The organism is Alienimonas chondri, from assembly GCF_013036045.1.
Lineage (GTDB): Bacteria > Planctomycetota > Planctomycetia > Planctomycetales > Planctomycetaceae > Alienimonas > Alienimonas chondri.
This window is the reverse complement of record NZ_WTPX01000051.1, coordinates 1-17,613: the sequence shown is the minus strand read 5'-3', so window position 1 is coordinate 17,613 and position 17,613 is coordinate 1. Positions and strand designations below refer to the sequence as shown.

At 69.4% G+C, this 17,613-nt stretch carries 18 protein-coding genes; 5 read left to right on the top strand and 13 right to left on the bottom strand.

The features are described 5' to 3' along the window. Positions 1-55 precede the first annotated feature (55 nt). From tadA to LzC2_RS09535, 3 genes are all read right to left on the bottom strand, one after another. The gene (gene tadA, locus LzC2_RS09545) at positions 56-589 is read right to left on the bottom strand and encodes a tRNA adenosine(34) deaminase TadA (protein ID WP_171186234.1); all 534 of its coding nucleotides are present in this window, start codon (positions 587-589) and stop codon (positions 56-58) included. Next, positions 582-1,034: a hypothetical protein gene (locus LzC2_RS09540; protein WP_171186232.1), complete on the bottom strand. Its 453-nt coding sequence runs from the start codon at positions 1,032-1,034 to the stop codon at positions 582-584. Before LzC2_RS09540 ends, tadA begins: the two co-directional genes overlap by 8 nt. 102 nt (positions 1,035-1,136) lie before the next feature. Continuing rightward, entirely contained in the window at positions 1,137-1,616 is a 480-nt protein-coding gene (locus LzC2_RS09535; protein WP_171186230.1) for a hypothetical protein, read from the bottom strand. Positions 1,617-2,027: 411 nt separating this feature from the next. Between LzC2_RS09535 and argB the strand changes: the two genes are divergently transcribed. From argB to argF, 3 genes are read left to right on the top strand one after another with little or no spacing between them, the layout of a single operon-like run. Next, positions 2,028-2,951 (top strand): acetylglutamate kinase, encoded by a 924-nt coding sequence (argB, locus tag LzC2_RS09530; protein ID WP_171186263.1) that lies wholly within the window; start codon positions 2,028-2,030, stop codon positions 2,949-2,951. A 7-nt stretch (positions 2,952-2,958) separates the two neighbouring features. After that, entirely contained in the window at positions 2,959-4,230 is a 1,272-nt protein-coding gene (locus tag LzC2_RS09525) for an aspartate aminotransferase family protein (protein WP_171186228.1), read from the top strand. A gap of 34 nt (positions 4,231-4,264) precedes the next feature. Then, positions 4,265-5,218 (top strand): ornithine carbamoyltransferase, encoded by a 954-nt coding sequence (gene argF / locus LzC2_RS09520; RefSeq protein ID WP_315854609.1) that lies wholly within the window; start codon positions 4,265-4,267, stop codon positions 5,216-5,218. A gap of 63 nt (positions 5,219-5,281) precedes the next feature. Here argF and LzC2_RS09515 read toward each other — a convergent pair whose 3' ends face one another. Beyond that, a complete protein-coding gene (locus tag LzC2_RS09515; protein WP_171186225.1) occupies positions 5,282-6,232 on the bottom strand; it encodes a carbohydrate kinase family protein in 951 nt (316 codons plus the stop codon). A gap of 17 nt (positions 6,233-6,249) precedes the next feature. Between LzC2_RS09515 and cutA the strand changes: the two genes are divergently transcribed. Continuing rightward, positions 6,250-6,612 (top strand): divalent-cation tolerance protein CutA, encoded by a 363-nt coding sequence (gene cutA / locus LzC2_RS09510; protein WP_171186223.1) that lies wholly within the window; start codon positions 6,250-6,252, stop codon positions 6,610-6,612. A gap of 74 nt (positions 6,613-6,686) precedes the next feature. On the opposite strand, the gene LzC2_RS09505 is transcribed toward cutA, so the two are convergent. The 6 genes from LzC2_RS09505 to LzC2_RS09480 form a co-directional block, all read right to left on the bottom strand. Beyond that, complete coding sequence (locus LzC2_RS09505; RefSeq protein WP_171186221.1) at positions 6,687-8,234, bottom strand: leucyl aminopeptidase family protein; 1,548 nt, start codon at positions 8,232-8,234, stop codon at positions 6,687-6,689. A 137-nt stretch (positions 8,235-8,371) separates the two neighbouring features. Then, on the bottom strand, positions 8,372-9,793 hold the full coding sequence (locus LzC2_RS09500; protein WP_171186220.1) for a DnaA/Hda family protein: 1,422 nt from the start codon (positions 9,791-9,793) through the stop codon (positions 8,372-8,374). Between the two features lie 212 nt (positions 9,794-10,005). Continuing rightward, a complete protein-coding gene (locus tag LzC2_RS09495; RefSeq protein WP_171186219.1) occupies positions 10,006-10,980 on the bottom strand; it encodes a GNAT family N-acetyltransferase in 975 nt (324 codons plus the stop codon). Then, positions 10,962-11,195, bottom strand: coding sequence for an FmdB family zinc ribbon protein (locus LzC2_RS09490; protein WP_171186218.1), 234 nt, complete (start codon positions 11,193-11,195; stop codon positions 10,962-10,964). Before LzC2_RS09490 ends, LzC2_RS09495 begins: the two co-directional genes overlap by 19 nt. Before the next feature lie 26 nt (positions 11,196-11,221). Beyond that, positions 11,222-11,758, bottom strand: coding sequence for a hypothetical protein (locus LzC2_RS09485; RefSeq protein ID WP_171186217.1), 537 nt, complete (start codon positions 11,756-11,758; stop codon positions 11,222-11,224). A 44-nt stretch (positions 11,759-11,802) separates the two neighbouring features. Beyond that, positions 11,803-12,459: an RNA polymerase sigma factor gene (locus LzC2_RS09480; RefSeq protein WP_171186259.1), complete on the bottom strand. Its 657-nt coding sequence runs from the start codon at positions 12,457-12,459 to the stop codon at positions 11,803-11,805. A gap of 227 nt (positions 12,460-12,686) precedes the next feature. On the opposite strand from LzC2_RS09480, the gene LzC2_RS09475 reads away from it, so the two are divergent. Then, complete coding sequence (locus tag LzC2_RS09475; RefSeq protein ID WP_171186216.1) at positions 12,687-14,084, top strand: MBL fold metallo-hydrolase RNA specificity domain-containing protein; 1,398 nt, start codon at positions 12,687-12,689, stop codon at positions 14,082-14,084. Between the two features lie 99 nt (positions 14,085-14,183). On the opposite strand, the gene pyk is transcribed toward LzC2_RS09475, so the two are convergent. The 3 genes from pyk to LzC2_RS22570 form a co-directional block, all read right to left on the bottom strand. Further along, complete coding sequence (gene pyk, locus LzC2_RS09470) at positions 14,184-15,668, bottom strand: pyruvate kinase (RefSeq protein WP_171186215.1); 1,485 nt, start codon at positions 15,666-15,668, stop codon at positions 14,184-14,186. A gap of 43 nt (positions 15,669-15,711) precedes the next feature. After that, positions 15,712-16,332 (bottom strand): protein-disulfide reductase DsbD family protein, encoded by a 621-nt coding sequence (locus LzC2_RS09465; RefSeq protein ID WP_171186214.1) that lies wholly within the window; start codon positions 16,330-16,332, stop codon positions 15,712-15,714. A gap of 163 nt (positions 16,333-16,495) precedes the next feature. Beyond that, positions 16,496-17,449: an AAA family ATPase gene (locus LzC2_RS22570; protein ID WP_315854607.1), complete on the bottom strand. Its 954-nt coding sequence runs from the start codon at positions 17,447-17,449 to the stop codon at positions 16,496-16,498. Between the last annotated feature and the right edge of the window lie 164 nt (positions 17,450-17,613).

Below are 17,613 nucleotides of genomic sequence, written 5' to 3'. Positions count from 1 at the left end.
GCCGGCACAGCTTAGCGGAGCGACCGGGGCTGCCCAAGCGGGCCGCGCCGCTTCGTCACTTCTTCCCCATCGCCCGCTTTGCGCGGAAGAAGTCGGTGAGGATCGCCCCGCATTCGCCCGCCAGCACGCCGCCGAGGACGGCGCTGCGGTGGTTGAGGCGGGGGTCGTCGGTCAGACGGAACAGGCTGTCGCAGGCGCCGGCCTTCGGGTCGGCGGCGCCGTAGACGACGGCGGGGACGCGGGCGTTGACGATCGCCCCGGCGCACATCGGGCAGGGTTCGAGCGTGACGTACAGCGTGCAGTCCTCCAGCCGCCACGATCCCAGCGCCTCGGCGGCCTGGGTGAGGGCGATCATCTCCGCGTGGGCGGTGGGATCGGAGAGCGTTTCCCGCTGGTTGTAGCCTTCGCCGACGATGCGCTCGGCGGTCAGCCCGACGTCCTCTTCCTCCGGACCGACCGGCGGGGCATACACGACGAGGGCGCCGACCGGCACCTCGTCCATCTCCCCCGCGGTCGCGGCGAGGTCCAGCGCCCGCCGCATCCAATGTTCGTGCCGCGACGGCAGGTCGGGGTGCAGCGGATCATGCATGGCTCGATCCCGACGCCGGTTCACGGACCAGGATTCGGCCCAGCAGATCCGGCGTGTACAGCGTCGCCCCGGTCCACAGCATCGCCTGCAGCACGGCCGAGGGGATCGCTTCGCTCAGCCCGGTGGTCGCGATGCTCGCCGCCATCGCCCCGCCGAGGTAGGCGACGCACAGCAACAGCCCGAGGCGGTGCGTCAGCGGGATCAGCAGCAGCACGGCTGAGGCCAACTCCACCAGACCGAGCGGAACCATCAGTTCCGCGAACCCACCCGCCATCGAGCTATCCCCCACGGCGTCGGCGGCCGCCTCGCCCGTTTCGACGGACGGAGCTTCGGCGGGATCGTCGACGGGGATGCCCGCCAGCTTCAGACCGGCGCTGGCTGCGAGCGCCAATCCCACCAGCCAAATCAACACGAGTCCGGCGGTGCGGCGAACTTTCGGCGACATCAGAGACCGGCCGGAAACGAGAACGAAGCGGCCGACGCGCGTCGGCGGAGCGGCGGGCAGTGTACCGTTCCGCCTCGGTTCCGCTTCCCCGAACCGCGCGGATCACTCCGCGACGCGCGGTTCCAAGCCGTTGGCATAGCGTTTGAAGCCCGGTTGGGCGCCGGTCGGGGGGGCGCTCAGCACGGTCGCGGTCAGGGGGTGGCCGTCGATCTCGCCGACGAGCGTCAGGGCGGCGTCGATGCCGTCCACGCCGTGATTCGTCAATTGGGGCGAGACCTCTAGCCCCACCGTGGGCGGGGCGTCGAACAATTCCGCCAGCCCCGCGGCGTCGAAACGGAAGCGGGCCGGGGCGATCAAGCCGTCGCCGGGGCCGCCGACGATCTCCGTCGCCCCCAGAAACAAAGCGACGTTCCAACCCTCCTCGCTCGGCTCGCTGCGAAACCCCACCCGACCGAGGCCGCTGAGCGGATCGAACAACTCCGCCGCGGCGTCGACAAATCGATCCAACCATGCGGGGCGCGACGCGGGTCGCTCGCGGTCGGCCAGATCGAGCAAATCTCCCACCGGGAGGTGGGAATTCAAACGGGGCGAGTTCGGCATAAGGGCGGTCCGGCGGGCCGTCCTTGGCCGGGTGCAGGTGGAGTCGAAGCGGGCGGAAGGTCCACGGCGAAAGCGCCGCGACCCAATGGAGATCGGACGAACGGTCGCCGGCGGAACAGCCGCGGCGCCTCTTCGCAGAGCGAACTGTCCGCCGCGTTGGGTTCCCCCCGATCGAACGGCGGGAGCGGGCTGTGACGACCAGAACGGGCGAAGAAACTTCTGCGAAGTCCCACGCAGACCCCGGTCGGGACGCCCTCCGCGGTTTGACCGCGTCGGCCGGCGGACCCACAATCGCCCCTTCCCCTTTCCGTGCCGCTCCCGCCGCGAATCGATCCCGTGCCGCCGGCGAACCCTCAAGACGACGGCTCGTTGGCTCTGCGTGGATCCGCGTCGATCAGCCCGGACGACCGCGCCCGCGCGATCCGCGATGCGGAAACGCTGCTGAGCGCCGGCGAATGGATTCGGGCGTTCCGCAATCGCTACGTCGTGGTGAAGCTGGGCGGCAGCGCGCTGGAGAACGAAGAGGCGGTCGACTGCCTGCTGGCCGACGTCCGCTTCATGGAAACGGTCGGTTTGAAGCCGGTCCTCGTGCACGGCGGCGGCAAAGCGATCAGCGCCGCGATGGCGGAAGCGGGACTCGAAGCGAAGTTCGTCGCCGGCCGGCGGTACACCGACGCGGATACCCTCGCCGTCGTCGCCAAGACGCTCGCCAAGATCAGCCGCTCGTTGGCCGCGGGCATCGAACGACAGGGCGGCAAAGCGGTCGCCCTCTGCGATCCGGACGCCCTCGCGCTCTACGGTCGCCCGCTGTCGTTGGCGGGGGAGGATGGGGAAACGCTGGACCTGGGCTTGGTCGGCGAGGCGATCGGCGCGAACCACCGGGCCATCGAAGAGGTCTTGAGGGAAGACCGCATCCCCGTGCTGCCCTCCCTGGCCCGCGATCGCCGCGTGTTGGGGCCGGCGGGGCTGCTGAACGTCAACGCCGACACCGCCGCCGCCTCCCTCGCCCGGCTGCTGGGAGCGGAAAAGCTGGTGTTCCTGTCCGACGTCGCCGGGCTGTACGCCGACCCGCAGGACGAATCGACGCTGATCCAGCACCTCACCGCCGACCGCGCCGAGGAGCTGATCCGCAGCGGCGTGATCTCCGGGGGCATGATCCCGAAGGTCGAGGCGGCGCTGGAGGCGCTGCACGCCGGCGTGACCAAAATCCATTTCGTCGACGGACGGACGCCGCACAGCGTGCTGCTCGAAATCTATTCGGACAGCGGCGTCGGCACGGAAATCGTCGCCGACGACCCGAACGAATCGCCCGCCTGAACCCCGTATGCCCGCCACGCTCGACGCCCCCGCTCCGCCGTCCGGTTCGTCCCGGTCCGGTTCCTCGCTCTCCAGCGCGGAGACCGCGCAGCTGTTCGACCGGGCGGTGATCCCCAACTACCCCCGTCTGCCGATCAGCCTCGTGAAGGGCGAAGGCTCGCGGGTGTGGGATGCGGAGGGGCGCGGCTACCTCGACCTCTTTCCCGGCTGGGGCTGCAACCTGCTCGGCTATTCGCCGCCGCGGGTCGTGCAAGCCATCCAGGAGCAGGCCGGGCGCCTGATTCACGTCCCGAACACCTGGTTGATCGAGGAACAGGCGGCGTTCGCCGACTTCCTCACCCAACGCAGCTTCGGCAAAGCGTTCTTCTGCAATAGCGGGGCGGAGGCCTGCGAAGCCGCGTTGAAGCTCGCCCGGCTGCACACGCCCGAAGAGAAGTATCGGGTCATCACCTTTGAGAAGGGCTTCCACGGCCGGACGATGGCGGCCGTCACGGCGACCGCCCAGCCGAAGTATCACGCGGGACTCGGACCGCTGATGCCGGGCTTTCGCTACGCCCCGCTGAACGATCTCGACGCCGTTCGCGCCCTGATGGACGACGAGACCGCCGCGATCATGATCGAACCCGTGCAGGGTGAGGGCGGCGTGAACGTGCACCCGCCCGGCTTCCTGCAGGGACTCCGCGACCTCTGCGACGAGACCGGCGCCCTGCTGATCTTCGACGAGGTGCAGACCGGGATGGGCCGCACCGGGGAGTGGTTCGCCTCGCAGACGTTCGGCGTGCAACCGGACATCTTCACGCTCGCCAAGGGCGTCGCCGGCGGCGTGGCCTGCGGCGGCATCGTGTGCCGCGACGAGATCGCCCCATCGCTGCGGCCCGGCATGCACGCCAGCACCTTCGGCGGGAACCCCCTCGCCATGGCCGCGGGTCTGGCGACCGGCCGCACGATTGAAGAGGAGGGGCTGCTCGAACACTGCCGCGACATGGCGGAGCGGTTCCGCGAGCAACTCGAACCGCTGATCGCGTCCAACCCGATCGTCGAGGCGGTCCGCGTGTGCGGCATGATGATCGGCGTCCAACTCACCGTGCCCGCCGGTCCGGTCCAAGATGCCTGTCTGGAACGGGGCCTGATCATCAACAGCACCCAAGGCAGCGTGGTCCGTTTGCTCCCGGCGCTGAACGTCGCCCCGGCGGACGTGGACGAGGGCTGCGCCGTCCTGATCGATTGCCTATCCGACGCCGCCGACCAGGCCGGCGACGCCCCCGAGGGAGGAGAATGACGTGACCGATACTGTCGCCTTTCCCGACTCCGCCGTGAGCCGCGCAGAGTCCGCGTCCGCATTCGTCGCCCCGGACGACTGCCTGCTGACGCTGTTCGATTGGTCCGTGGAGCGGATCGAGGGGCTGCTCGATCGCGCCGCGTCGCTGAAGGCGGCGTATCGGAACGGCGACTGCTCACGGCCGCTGGTCGGCCGCACGCTGGTGCAGATCTACGACAAGCCCAGCCTGCGGACCCGACTGAGCTTCTCCGCGGCGATGACGCAACTCGGCGGCAGCGATCTGTTCCTCACCTCGAAGGAAGCGGGTCTGTTGGGACGCGAGGACCCGTCGGACGTCGCTCAGGTGCTCGGCCGCATGGCGGACGCGATCGTCATGCGGACGTTCGGTCAGGAGCGCGTCGAAGCCCTCGCCGCAGACGCCGCGATCCCCGTGATCAACGGTCTCACCGACGACTTCCACCCCTGTCAGGCGCTCACCGATCTGCTGACGTTGCGGGAGACCTTCGGCGAGGATCTCTCCGGGCGGCACATCGTCTTCGTCGGCGACGGCAATAACGTGTCGCGGTCGTTGGCGATCGCCTGCGCCAAGTTGGGCGTGCAATTTTCGCTGTGCAGCCCGCCGGGGTACGAGTTCTCCGCAGCGTTCCTTGAACGACTCGAAGCGGCCGTGCCGGGGTCCGAGGTGGAGCACACCGCGATGCCCGCCGCCGCGGTCGCCGGTGCTGATGCGATCGTCACCGACGTGTGGGCCTCGATGGGCGAGGAGGCGCAGAAGGAGGAGAAGTTGCGGGCCTTCGCGAACTTCCAAGTCGATGCTTCCCTGATGGCGGGCGCCGGCCGGGATGCGATCTTCCTGCACTGCCTGCCGGCCCATCGCGGCGAAGAGGTCACCGCGGAGGTAATCGACGGCCCGCGGTCACGGGTGTTCGATCAGGCGGAGAACCGCATGCACCTCGCCCGGGCGCTCTTCGTCGAACTGCTGACGTAGCAACAGGCGAGCGGAGGGCGTTCGCCCTCTGAGCGATTCAGAACTCTCGACGATTGTGCAGGCTCAGGGGGCCGACGCCCCCTGCTCGCCGAAGTGCTTCTCCCTCAGCGCCGTGAACTCGTTCCGCAGGTCCGGCATCGCGCCGTCTCGGCTGGCGACCAGCCCGCCGACGGCGTTGGCGAAGCGCCCGCAGGTCTCCGCGTCCGCCTTCTGCAGCAAGCCGAAGATCAGTCCCGCGGTGAAAGCGTCGCCGGCGCCGACGGTGTCCGCGACCGTGACGGGATCGGCGGGAACCTGCACAACTCGTTCGCCCTCCTTCTGCACCAGACAGCCCTCGGCCCCGCGCGTTACGCAGGCGGCGTCGAGCCGCCATCGATCGATCGCCGCCTCGAGGAACTCTGACGGTTCTTCAGGCAGACCGAGCAGCGCGGCGAGGACGGGAACCTCCGCGTCGTTCAGCTTCAGCACGTTCGCCCGCTTCAACGATTCCCGCAGCAAATCGGCGGTGTAGAAGTCCTGCCGCAGGTTCACGTCGAACGCCGCCAGAACCGACTGCGGACGCCCGGAGACCAACGCCTGAATTGCTGTGCGACCGCGGATATCCCGCTGGGCGAGCGAGCCGAAGCAGAGCGCCGCGGCCTCGGAGATCGCCTCACGGATGCTCTCAGAAGCTTCGAGGGCATCCCACGCGACCGGTTGATGGATGACGTACTCCGGCCCCTTCTCGCCCTCGGTGACGCCGACCGTGCCGGTCGGCAGGGCGGGATCGGTCTGGATCAGGTCGGTCGGCAGCCCCTTCGTTGTGAGGAACTCGACCAGATCGCGTCCGTCCTTGTCGCGCCCCACCCGTGTTGCGACGCGGCCGGTCAGGCCCAGTTGGTGACACTGGAAGGCCACGTTCGCCGGGGCTCCGCCGGGCCGGCGGTTCGTTCCGCCGTCGGGGTCGGCAAATTCATCCCACAGCAGTTCGCCGAGGCCGATCACGGCGGGCGGGGCTTTCGATTCGTCGCTCATGAGTACAGTCTTGAGGAATGACCGTTCAGTTCCCACCCGAGGGCGATCGCCCCGCCGACCGCGTCGCGTTTCTGTACGCAACGGCCCCGGATGCGAAGACCGCCGCATCGCTCGCGCGAGCGCTGGTGGAGGAACGCTTGATCGCCTGCGGCAACGTTCTGCCGGGCATGCAAAGCGTTTACCGCTGGGAGGGGTCCGTGACGACTGACACCGAAGCCGTGCTGATCGCCAAGACGACCGCCGACCGGGCGGCCGCCGCGATCGCCCGGCTGGCGGAGCTTCACCCCTACGAGATCCCGGCGATCACGCGGTTCGACGCCGCCGGCGCCCTGCCGGCGTTCGCCGCCTGGGTCTCGGAAGAGGCGAGCGGCGAGCGTTAGCTCGCTGAGGCTTCGACCTCACTTGATCGCGACTTGATCACTCAGCTGGCTGACGCCCGCCGCTCGCCGACGGATCACTTGCCGAACGCTTCGGCCAGCTTGACGAGCGTCCGTACGCCCACGCCGGTGCCGCCGCTGGCCATGTCGGCGCCGCTTTTGTCGCGGAAGGCCGGGCCGGCGATGTCCAGGTGGACCCAGGGCACGGTCCCGACGAAGTGTTCGAGGAACTTCGCCGCGGTGACGGCGCCGCCGTACCGCGGGCCGACGTTCTTTACGTCCGCCACTTCGCTGTCCAGCAGAGACTTGAACGAGTCGGACATCGGCATCCGCCAGACCTCCTCGCCGGAGGCCTCAAACGCGGCCTGCACCTCGGCCCACCATTCCTCGGTTCCGTCGCTGTTGACGCCCGGGAAGCCGCCGACGACGCCCTCGCCCAGCGCCACCACGCACGCGCCGGTCAGCGTAGCGAGATCGACGATCCGATCCGCCGGCTTCGCCCACGATCCGCCGGTGACGGCCATATCCAGCACGTCGGCCAGTACCAAGCGGCCTTCGGCGTCGGTGTTCAACACCTCGACGGTCGTGCCCTGACGGGTTTGCAGCACGTCGCCCAGCTTGTAGCTGTTCCCGGCGACCATGTTCTCCACCAAGCCCGCATAGCCGACGACGTTCACCGGCAGGTTCAGTCCCGCGATCGCCGCCATCGCGCCCAGCACGGCGGCGGAGCCGGCCATGTCGCACTTCATGTCCTTCATGCCCTCGTTGGGCTTCAGGGAGAGACCGCCCGAATCGAAGGTCACCCCCTTGCCGACCAGAGCCAGCGTCGGCCCGTCGCCGCCCTTGAGGTGAGACAGCACGACGACCCGCGGCGGCCGGGAGCTGCCGCGGTTCACGGCGAGCAGCGAGCCGCAGCGCTCCGCTTCCAGCTCCTCTTGGCCGAGCACCTCGCAGCCGAGGCCGATGTCGGCGGCGAACGCGGCGGCCCGGTCGGCGACGCTTTCCGGGTAGATGTCCTCCGCCGGCCGATCGACCAGTTCCCGAGCGAGATTCACCGCTGCCCCGATCTTGGCCCCCCGTTCGAGGGAATCCTCGGCCGGCTGCACGTCGGCGGTATCGGAGAGAACCGCGGTCAGCGATTGCAGTGGGAATCGCTTCGGCTCCTTCTTGTAGAGGCCCGGCCCGGCGCCGGCGATCACGGCGGCGGAGGCGAGTTCCTCGGCGGCGTTCCGCAGACCGACCGCCTCCGCGACCTCTTTCGTCAGCAGCGCCGCGACGGTGCGGTCCGCTTTGCCGGTCGCTTTCCTCACGCCGGTGCGAATCGCCTTCGCCCACACGGCCCGCGAGAGTTCGCCCGGCTCGCCCAGTCCGACGCACACCGCCCGGTCCGCGGCGACGTTCGGCAGGTCCGGGAGCACCACGCACTCCCCGGCCTTGCCGGTCAGGTCGCCGCGCGACCGCAGGCGGGCGAACACCCCGCCCGCGGCCGAGTCGAGCGCGGCGAGTTCGGCCCCCGCGTCGTCCCGCTTCCAGACGGGAATCAACAACAGGTCCGCGGTGACGTCGCGGGCGGCCTCCGCGGTGGCGAGGGTCTGCGGCACGCGGCCGGCGGGAGAAGCGGACATCGGCTCTGACTTCGTAATTCGGACGGCGAACGGCGGGCGGACCGCTCACGGATCCGACCGACAACGGCGACCTTCGCCGAAACCGACCCGTCTGCCAACCGGCAGAACCCGTCAGATCCCCCCGATCGGCCTTCCGCCTACCCGGCCAGCAATCGCGACTCCGCCGCGTCGACCAGCGCGGCGGCGTCGATCGCGTTGTTGTCGGAGCCGGCCAACCACCCGCTGACGCTGCGGTCGGCGCTGAGGACCGTGCTGTGGTTCCGCCCGCCGAAGTGCCCGCCGATTTCCCGCAGCGCCGCCGCGGTGTGCTTCCGACAGAGGTGCATCGCCACCATCCGCGGCCGGGTGACCCGCTTAGCGCGGCTCTTCGAGCGGATCTCTTCCGTCGTCAGCCCGGCAGCGTCGCAGACGGCTCGCTCCACATCGTCGAGGCGAATCTGCCGCACGCAGTCGCGCTCCAGATCGCTCAGCACCTTGCGAGCAGCCGGCAGGGTGACGGACTTCCCCGTCATCTCCCGCCACGTCTCCAGGCAGCACAGCGCCCCCTCCAACTCCCGCACGCTGCCGCGGAAGCGATCGGCGACCCACTTGAGGGCGTCGGCGGTGACGGGGAGATTCTTCCCCTCCAGCTTTCGCGTCAGGATCGCCCGCCTGGTCGTCGCGTCCGGCGGGGTGAGCCGGGTAACGATGCCGGACGACAGCCGCGTGAGCAGTTCGTCCGGCGTTTTCGTCAGCAGCCGGGGATGCCGGTCCGCGGAGACCGCGACGGGGCGGCCCAGCCGCTCGTATTCCTGCAACGTGTGCAGGAACTCCTCCGCGAAGCCGGCCTTCCCATCGAGGAAGTCGACGTCGTCCAGCACCAAGGCGTCGGCCGCCCGCAGCTTCTGCCGAAACGCCGGCAGTCCCCGACCGCGGAGGGCTTCCGTGTAGAGGTTGCCGAACGCCTCCGCGGTCATCAGCAACACCCGGCCGCCGGCCGTGCGGCGCCGCATGGCGAGGACCGCGCCTTCCAGCAGATGCGTCTTGCCCACGCCGCTCGGTCCGTACAGATAGAGCGAACGAGCCGTCCCCGCGGCGAACCGAGCCGCCGCGGTCAGAGCCAGTTCCGTCTCCGGCCCGGGCACGAACGTGCCGAAGTCCTTGAGTCGTCGCGGCCGGGTCGAGGGCGTCGCCGGGACGACCGGGGAAGCGATCTTCGCAACGGGTTGAGGCTCGCTCGGCACTTTGAACGGCAGAATCGCCGACGCTTCGCCGGAGGCGCGTTTCGATTCACCGCGGACGAGCGCGTCGTCCAGCAGGCCGGCGTCGACGCCATAGGCCACGCAGCCGGCCGGCCCGCCCAGCGAACGGGCCGCCTCTCGCAGCGGCGCCGAGAAGCGGCGTTGCAGGTAGGTCAGCACGAACGGACTGCCGACCTTGACCGTCAGTTCCACCCCCGCCAGAGCGAATGCGGTCTTCCCGTCGAACCAGGCGTTCCAGGAGCGCTCCCCGACGCACCCGCGAACGACGGCGGCGAGGTCGTCGGACGCCGCGGCGGTTCGAGGAACGGGGTGCGTCATGCGGCGGACGTGCGGGAACCGGCGGCGGCCCGTCAATGGGAGCGCCCAGCGAATCTACCCCTCGAATCGACCGCAGCCGGCGTCCGTCGCGACCCTGCCGCCAGAACCCGCGGTCCCGCGATCGCGCCGTCGGCGCCGTCGCTTCCACGCATCCTGCCGGCCCACTCGGCGCTGACGGTTCGACCCGCTCCGTCGCCCCATCCGGCCGCGGATCACGAGCTTCCAGCGAAATCCGTCGAAGGGCGCTCAAGCCGCTTCAGATAGAGCACGCGCGACGCCGTCTCCGTAAATCCCGCCGCGGCGTACAACCGCCGGGCCGGTTCGTTCGCGGCGTCCACGACGCAGGTGACCGCCGCCGCCCCGGCGTCCCGGCCCGCCGCCAATCGATCCGCCAGCATCGCACGCCCGAGGCCCCGCCCACGGTGTGCGGGCGTTACGCCGAGGTAGCACACGTCCCATTCCGCCGCGGCGCCCTCCCCCGAGACCGCGATCAGCGTCAGCCCCGCCGGGTCTCCCTCAAGCATGGCCAATCGACAAAGATCCGGTCGGAACCCCGGCGCGGCGGCGTGAGCGTCGAAATCCTCGTCGGCATCGGCCCCGCGGGCGTCGGGGGCGTCTCGACTACCCGCATACGACGCCCGGGTTGTCTCCCGAAAAAGGCACTCTGTCTCTGGGGCAAGCGTTAGCAGGGAGTCAAGCAGTCTCGGCTGGAGAGAAACCGGCGTCGAGCAGTCGCGGCGGAGCATCCGCAGATCGGCGATGCGCTCGAATCCGGCCTTGTCGAAGACGCTCGCGTCGTCCGTTCGAACGGGGTCGGCGAAGGCCTGCAACCGGTCGCAATCGACCGAGGCCGCGTAGTGCGCAGCGGCAGAGAGGAGATCGGCGGCGACAGTCGCGGGAGCGTCGGCTGCCAAGCGGGGCGGAAACAGATCCGCGGCGCCGCCGGGGCCGGGCGTCACCATCGTCGCTCCGCAGATGCCATGCGGCGCAGCGGGAGCAATCAGCAGGCCGTCGAGGCTCAACTCGCCCCGCTCGCCGAGCGTGACGACCCGCTCGACATCCGCGTCGAGGTCCTCCGGGTCGGACGTATCCGCCAACAGCAGCAGGAGGGCGGCGGTTCGTTCCGCTCTAATCGTCGCGGGGCGAACCGCCGGGGTCCGCTCGCCGCTCACCCGGGCAGCCGGCAACAACCCGTGCCGCAGGGACCGGCGGACGGCGGCGGGCAGTCGCTCGCGATCGGCAACGCCCCCGGCCCGGCCTGCACCGCGGGGGCGCTCATCAAGCGTTCGACTTCCGGCGAATCACAGGATTCGCAGTTCACCGCCGAGTCGCGGGCGGCGACGCGCACCAACGCCTCGAACCGGGAATCGCAGGATCGACAACGGTATTCGAACAGCGGCACGGGGGGCGACCTTTACTGGAACCAAGCTACGGGGACAACGACCGGGGACCGAGTTGATTCCCGTATACATCGTACACGCGGCCCTGCTGATCCTGATACTTGGGAACGCCCTCGCCCGGACGTCGTTGCGGGACGACCGTCTCCTGCTCCGCGGCAGGCATGACCACGCCCTGATCCGGGCCGTTGAGGAACGGCATTACGTCGCCGAAGGGGGTGGCGAACAGACCGACCAGCAGCGCCGCGGCGGTCACGGCAAACACGGGGATCCACGGGCGGGAAGGCGCCGGGGCCGCGGCGGGGGAGGCGATCGCCAGTCCCTGCTGGACTCCGTTCCACAGCCCGCCGGGCTGTTCCAAAGGCTCGGCGCGGCGCAACGCCTCCAGTCCGCCGCAGACCGAGGCGAGATGACCACGGCAGTCCGGGCAGTCGTCGGCGAGCGTCTGAGCCGCGGTCGCGGCGGACGGGTCGAGGTCGCCGCCGGCCAACAAGGCCAGCGAACGGCGGCTCTCAGTCGTCAACAAGCTCCGCGAGGGCGGGCGGTTCGGGGTGGACGGAATCGTCATCGGAAGGGTCGCGTGGGGCGGCCGGAGGGAAAATCAGGGACGAATCAGGCGGATTGCCGGTTCGTCCAGTGTTCGGCGAACATGTTGCGGGCCTCGGCGAGTCGCCAGCGGATCGTGGCCTCCTTTCGCCCCTCGATCGCGGCGATCTCGGAGGTGGGAAAGTTCTCCAGGTCTCTTAGCACCAGCACCTTGCGGTACTTCTCGGGGATCTTGGCGAGCACCGCTTCCACCTCCTCGGTCAGATCCAGATCGCCCCGCGGGTCGGCGGACTCCGGGTCGATTTGGCGGTCCTTGGAGACTTCGCTGAACAGAGGCCGGCGGCCGCGACGCTTCTGTTTGCGGAGGTGATCGAGCGTCAGGTTCACGCCGATGCGGAACAGCCACGGGCCGAACCGGCGGGAGGTGTCGAACTTGTCCAACTGGCGGTAGACCTTGATGAAGGTCTCCTGCGCCAAATCACGAGCGATCTCCCGGTCGCGGACGAACCGGCCGATCACGCGGAGCAACCGACGCTCGTAGCGATTGACGAGTTCGCCGTACGACGCCTGATCGCCTCGCCGGGCGAGTTCGACCAGCTTGGCCTCTCCGGCGGCGTGGCGAGCGTCCTCTTGTTCGGGCGCATCGTCCGACGAATCGCCGACGGACGGGAACGTCCCGGAATCGTGCGGGTCGGGGGGCTTGCGGGCCGGGGGGTCGGCCATCGTGATGGTCATGGGCGGTCCTCCCCCCGAACTACGACGGGGAGAGCGACGGCGTTGGAAGGAGTTGAGCGGAAACACATCAATCTTGTCGCACGCGGTCCGCCGTCGAAAGGGGCGGTTCCCGATCCGCGGGGGGGGATCGCGGGGTTGGCGTCTCGTGACGGGGTTGCTCACGCTGCACCGGCTCGCTTCATCCGACCGTTCTCATCGCCCGCCGGAGCTTCGCCATGTCCTTCACTTACACCGCCCTGGGGGCCGCCGGAGAGGTGACGGGTTCGCAGCACCTGCTGGAGCACCGATCGTTCCGCATCTTGCTGGATTGCGGGCTGTTTCAGGGCGGGCCGTCGGCGCATCGGGATAACCGCGAACTCGATTGTCACCCCGGCGATCTGGACGCGGTCGTGCTCTCGCATGCCCACGCGGACCACTGCGGTCGGTTGCCGATGCTGGTGAGGGACGGGTTCGACGGCGAGATTTACTGCACCCCCGCGACCGCTCGCATCGCCGCGGTGATGCTCAAGGACAGCGCCCATATTCAAGAGGAAGACGCCGCGTTCTGCCTCAAACGATTCGGCCCGGAGCACCCCGGCGCCCGGCCGTTGTACACGGAGGAGGACGCCCGCAAGGCGATCAAGCTCTTTCAGCCGATCGCCTACAACGAGTCGACGCGGCTGAACCCGAACCTCAAGCTGACCTTCCGCGAGGCCGGGCACATCCTCGGGTCGGCCATCACGGAACTCTCGATCGGGAAGGTTCCCAACGCGACGCGGCTGGTGTTTACGGGCGATCTCGGACGACGGGGGATGCCGTTGCTCCGCGATCCGCGGACGCTGCCGGGGTGCGACGTGCTGATCTCCGAATGCACCTACGGCGACAAGGTGCACACTCCGCCGGGGGATCTCGCCTCCGAGTTGCTGCGAATCCTCACGCGGGCCTCGGTCGACGGCGGCCGGGTGGTGATCCCGGCGTTCAGCCTCGGGCGGACGCAGCAGATCGTCTACTACCTGAACGAATTGGCCGAACTGGGCGTGATGCCGGACCTGCCGGTGTACGTCGATTCGCCCCTTGCGACCCGGCTGACGGAGATCTATCGCGACCGCGAGGATCTGATGGACGACGAGGCGAGCGCGATGTTGAAGATCGACGACGATCTGTTCGACTTCGACGGCCTGCTCTACACGGTCAAGCGGCAGGACAGCATCGCGATCAATCAGGTGGGGCCGCCGTTCGTGGTGATCAGCGCCAGCGGGATGTGCGACGCCGGTCGCGTTCGACACCACCTCGCCCGGGCGCTGCCGAATCCGCAGGACTGCGTTGCCCTCATCGGCTATCAGGGCCGCGGGACGACCGGCCGGGCGATCAGCGAGAAGCGGGAGTGGGTCGAGATCTTCGACCGCCGCGTGCCGATTCGCTGCCACGTCGAACAGTTCGGCGGCCTCTCCGCACACGCGGGGGCCGACGATCTGAAGTGGTGGTTCGAAGCGATGGCGGACGAGGGCGGCGTCGGCAAGTGCTTTCTCGTCCACGGCGAGCCGGACGTGGCGCAGAGCTTCGCCGGCCTCATCCGCGACTGCTGCGACGAAGACCCGGTGATCCCGGAACGCGGGGAGACGTTCAAGCTGTGACGAGGCGAGCGGCGGGCGTCAGCCCGCTGAGCGTCGAGTCGTCTCGCCCCCGTGGTCCACAGGCTCAGCGGGCTGACGCCCGCCGCTCGCCGCAGTCGCTCACGCGATCTGATGCACCAGCATCAGGTCGTGCCCTTTGGCGCTCCATTTGGAGGTGCCGACCAGCACGATCCGGTCGCCGGAATGCAGCACGTCCTGCTCGCGGCCCCACTTCACCACGAAGGCGATCAGCTCCCGCGGTTCGCCGGCGACGGCGTCGGTGCGGATGGGGGTGACGCCGAAGTACAGCGCCATCCGTCGAGCGGCGTCGGCCTGATCGGTCAGTGCCAGAATCGGGATCGGCGACCGCTTGGAAGAGACCGCCAGGGCGCTCTTGCCGCTGTGCGTGGCGACGACGATCAGCTTCGCCCCGAGCTGCCGGGCCGCGGCGACGCTGCCTTCCGTCACCGCTTCGGTGATCGGGTGGGCGTGGTGCCGGGTGTCGTTCGCTTCGCCCCGCAGGCCCGCGGCGTGGAAGTCCGGGTCGCTTTCCGCCTCGACCGCGATCCGGCTCATCATCCGCACGGTCCCGCGAGGGTGCAGGCCGATCGCCGTTTCGCCGGAGAGCATCACCGCGTCGGAGCCGTCCAGCACGGCGTTGGCCACGTCGGTGGCCTCGGCCCGCGTGGGACGCTCGGACTCCTGCATACTGTCCAGCATCTGCGTGGCGGTGATGACCGGCACGCGGTGGTGGTTGCACAGGCGAATGATGCGTTTCTGCAGCACCGGCACGCGGGCGATGTCCGCTTCGACGCCCAGATCCCCGCGGGCGACCATCACGGCGTCGGTTTCCGCGACGATCCGTTCCAGATCGGCCACGGCCTCCAATTTTTCGATCTTGGCGACGATCTGAGGGGCGTGGTTCGACTCGTGCGCTTCGATCGCGGAGCGGAGCTCCGTGATATCGGTCGCCCGGCGGACGAAGCTCAGGCCGACGTAATCCAGCCCCTGCCGCACGGCGAAGGCGAGGTCGTCGCGATCCTTCTCCGTCAGGCTGGGGGTCGACAGCGAGACGCCGGGCAGGTTGATGCCCTGCTTGGAGCGGATCAGCCCCGGCTGTTCGACGGTGCATTCCACCAACACGGGGAGGCCGCCGTCCTCTTTCACGGAGGTGACCCGCATCGCGACGGTCCCGTCCGCCAGCAGCACGCGGTCGCCGATGCGGAGGTCGTCCAGCAGCGGCTCGTAGGTGCAGGTCAACGTCCGCGGGTCGTCCGCGTTCGGCTCGCGGGCGAAGCGGAACGTCTCGCCGGCGTCGCATTGCAGGCCGCCCTCGGGCAGCTCGCCCAGGCGGATCTTCGGGCCGGATAGGTCGCCCAGCAGCGCGACCGGGCGATCGAGGTCCGCGGAGATCCGCCGGACCTCCGCCACGACTTCGGCGAGCTTCGAATGCTCGCCGTGGGCGAAGTTCAGGCGAAACACGTCGACGCCGGCCAGAACCAGACTGCGTAGTCCCTCGGGACTCCAGCAGGCGGGGCCGACGGTGGCGACGATCTTCGTCTTGACCAGCGCAGACTCGTTGCCAGTCGGGGGGGAAACGTCCATCAAATACAGATCGGCAGAGAGTCGGGCCGAACGCCGGAGCGTTCTAGCGTTCGGCGGTGCGGGTAGCGTCGCCCCGCTCAGACTCCGTCGGGAACCACTCCGCATTGGCGGGGCGGATCGGGGAGCCGGGGGCGGCGACGGGCAGCATACCGCCGAACGTCAACGTTTTCGGCCGCAGACAGCTGTTCGCGTTACAGGCCTGATATTTCACCACCACCGTCAACGATTCGTTCGCCCCCGCCGCTTCGACCGGCACCGTGATCGGGGCGGTCAGCACCACGCGACCGCTGAGTTCCTTGACGGGCCGCCGCGGCCCCCCCGGCGTCGCCGGGGGCAGCGTGGGATAGGCGAACGTACCGACCGTCGTGCCCCGCGCGGTCTGCACGGCGATCGTCGTCGGCACGGCGTACTTCGTCGGCGCCGGGTTCGAGTTGATGTGCCAACCGGGTTCGACGTCCAACACCACGGCGACGCGCGTCCGTCCGCCGGCGGGCAGTTTGTCGGTGCTGAGGAACGCCCGGGCACGGACCTTCGCCGCGTCCTGCTTGGCGGGCGTCCCGTTCGACGGGGTCGCGTTGGGACTCGTCTGGGCGAACCCGTCGCTCGGGCTGGACGCGGTGCAAAGGCCGGCGAGGAGCAGGGCGAGCGGCAATCGAGTCAGCACGGCGAGCGGTCCGATGAATGTTCGGCGAAGGTTCGGGCGCGAGGGGTGTAGCGATTCCCCCCGGTTCGACGCGAGAGCGATCGCCCGCAACTTTCAGACCGGCCCGCGCTTCCCCGCGGCGACTTGCCCCTCAGCTCACCTTCAGCCCGCCTGCAGCTGACCCTCAGCCAGGCACGGGCACCTCGGCCAGGATCTGCCGGACGACCGCCTGGGCCTTCTCCCGCCGGCCTTCCCGCATCGTGCCCCGCACGCCGATTCGGTGGGCGAGCACCGGCACCGCCAGCGTTTTGATGTCGTCCGGCACCACGTAATCCCGTCCGGCGAGAACGGCGGCGGCTCGCGCGGCGGTATCGAACGTCAACGCCCCGCGGGTGCTCGCCCCCTGCACCAGATCGGCGTGCGAGCGCGTCGCTGAGACCAGATCCAGCAGGTAGTCCCGCAGCGAATCGTCCACCCGCACCGCCCCGACCCGCGTTCGCAGTTCGGCCAGATCCTCCCTCGAAAGCACGGCCGTCACGTCGTCCAACGGGTCGTGCCCGGCGTGATTCGCCAGTGCCCGACGTTCGTGCTCCCGGTCCGGATAGCCGATGCCGGTGCAGATCATGAACCGGTCAAGTTGGTTGTCCGGCAGCGGGTAGGTGCCTTCGCTCTCCAACGGGTTCTGCGTGGCGATCACGAAGAACGGCGGCTCCAGCGGCAGCGTGGCTCCCTCGGCGGTCACCTGACCTTCGCTCATCGCTTCCAGCAGCGCCGACTGCGTACGAGGCGTGGTGCGATTGATCTCGTCCGCGAGCAGCACGTTGGTGAAGATCGGCCCCCGGCGGAACTCGAACTCGCCCATGTCCGGTTTGAACAGGCTGGCCCCGAGGATGTCGCTGGGCAGCATGTCCGGCGTGAACTGCAACCGCGTGAACTGCCCGTCGAGGCTCTTGGCGATCGCCTTGGCGAGGCTCGTTTTCCCCACCCCGGGGGCGTCCTCGATGAGCACGTGGCCCCCGCCGAGCAGCGCCACGAGCGTCAGCCGGATCGGTTCCGGCTTGCCCAGCAGCACGCGCGAGACCTGTTCGGTCAGCCGGTCGAGCGGCGCGAACCGAATTGCCTCGGACGAGTCGGACACGCGGAAGTTTGATTCAGGGGCGGGACGCGGTTTCTCCAACCAAGCGGAGCGGCCCGAGTGTGCCGTCCATCGCGGACGCTTCAAGCGTTCGGCGCTTCCCGTGCTTCTCAGAGGGGCGCGTTCCGAGGATCGCTCCGCCGCCGGCTTGCCGCCCCGCCCCGCCC

Coding starts and splice junctions, on each gene's coding strand:
- tadA (WP_171186234.1), bottom strand. CDS start 589: ATGCATGATCCGCTGCACCCCGACCTGCCGTCGCGGCACGAACATTGG.
- LzC2_RS09540 (WP_171186232.1), bottom strand. CDS start 1,034: ATGTCGCCGAAAGTTCGCCGCACCGCCGGACTCGTGTTGATTTGGCTG.
- LzC2_RS09525 (WP_171186228.1), top strand. CDS start 2,959: ATGCCCGCCACGCTCGACGCCCCCGCTCCGCCGTCCGGTTCGTCCCGG.
- LzC2_RS09515 (WP_171186225.1), bottom strand. CDS start 6,232: ATGAGCGACGAATCGAAAGCCCCGCCCGCCGTGATCGGCCTCGGCGAA.
- cutA (WP_171186223.1), top strand. CDS start 6,250: ATGACCGTTCAGTTCCCACCCGAGGGCGATCGCCCCGCCGACCGCGTC.
- LzC2_RS09505 (WP_171186221.1), bottom strand. CDS start 8,234: ATGTCCGCTTCTCCCGCCGGCCGCGTGCCGCAGACCCTCGCCACCGCG.
- LzC2_RS09500 (WP_171186220.1), bottom strand. CDS start 9,793: ATGACGCACCCCGTTCCTCGAACCGCCGCGGCGTCCGACGACCTCGCC.
- LzC2_RS09485 (WP_171186217.1), bottom strand. CDS start 11,758: ATGACGATTCCGTCCACCCCGAACCGCCCGCCCTCGCGGAGCTTGTTG.
- LzC2_RS09480 (WP_171186259.1), bottom strand. CDS start 12,459: ATGGCCGACCCCCCGGCCCGCAAGCCCCCCGACCCGCACGATTCCGGG.
- LzC2_RS09475 (WP_171186216.1), top strand. CDS start 12,687: ATGTCCTTCACTTACACCGCCCTGGGGGCCGCCGGAGAGGTGACGGGT.
- pyk (WP_171186215.1), bottom strand. CDS start 15,668: ATGGACGTTTCCCCCCCGACTGGCAACGAGTCTGCGCTGGTCAAGACG.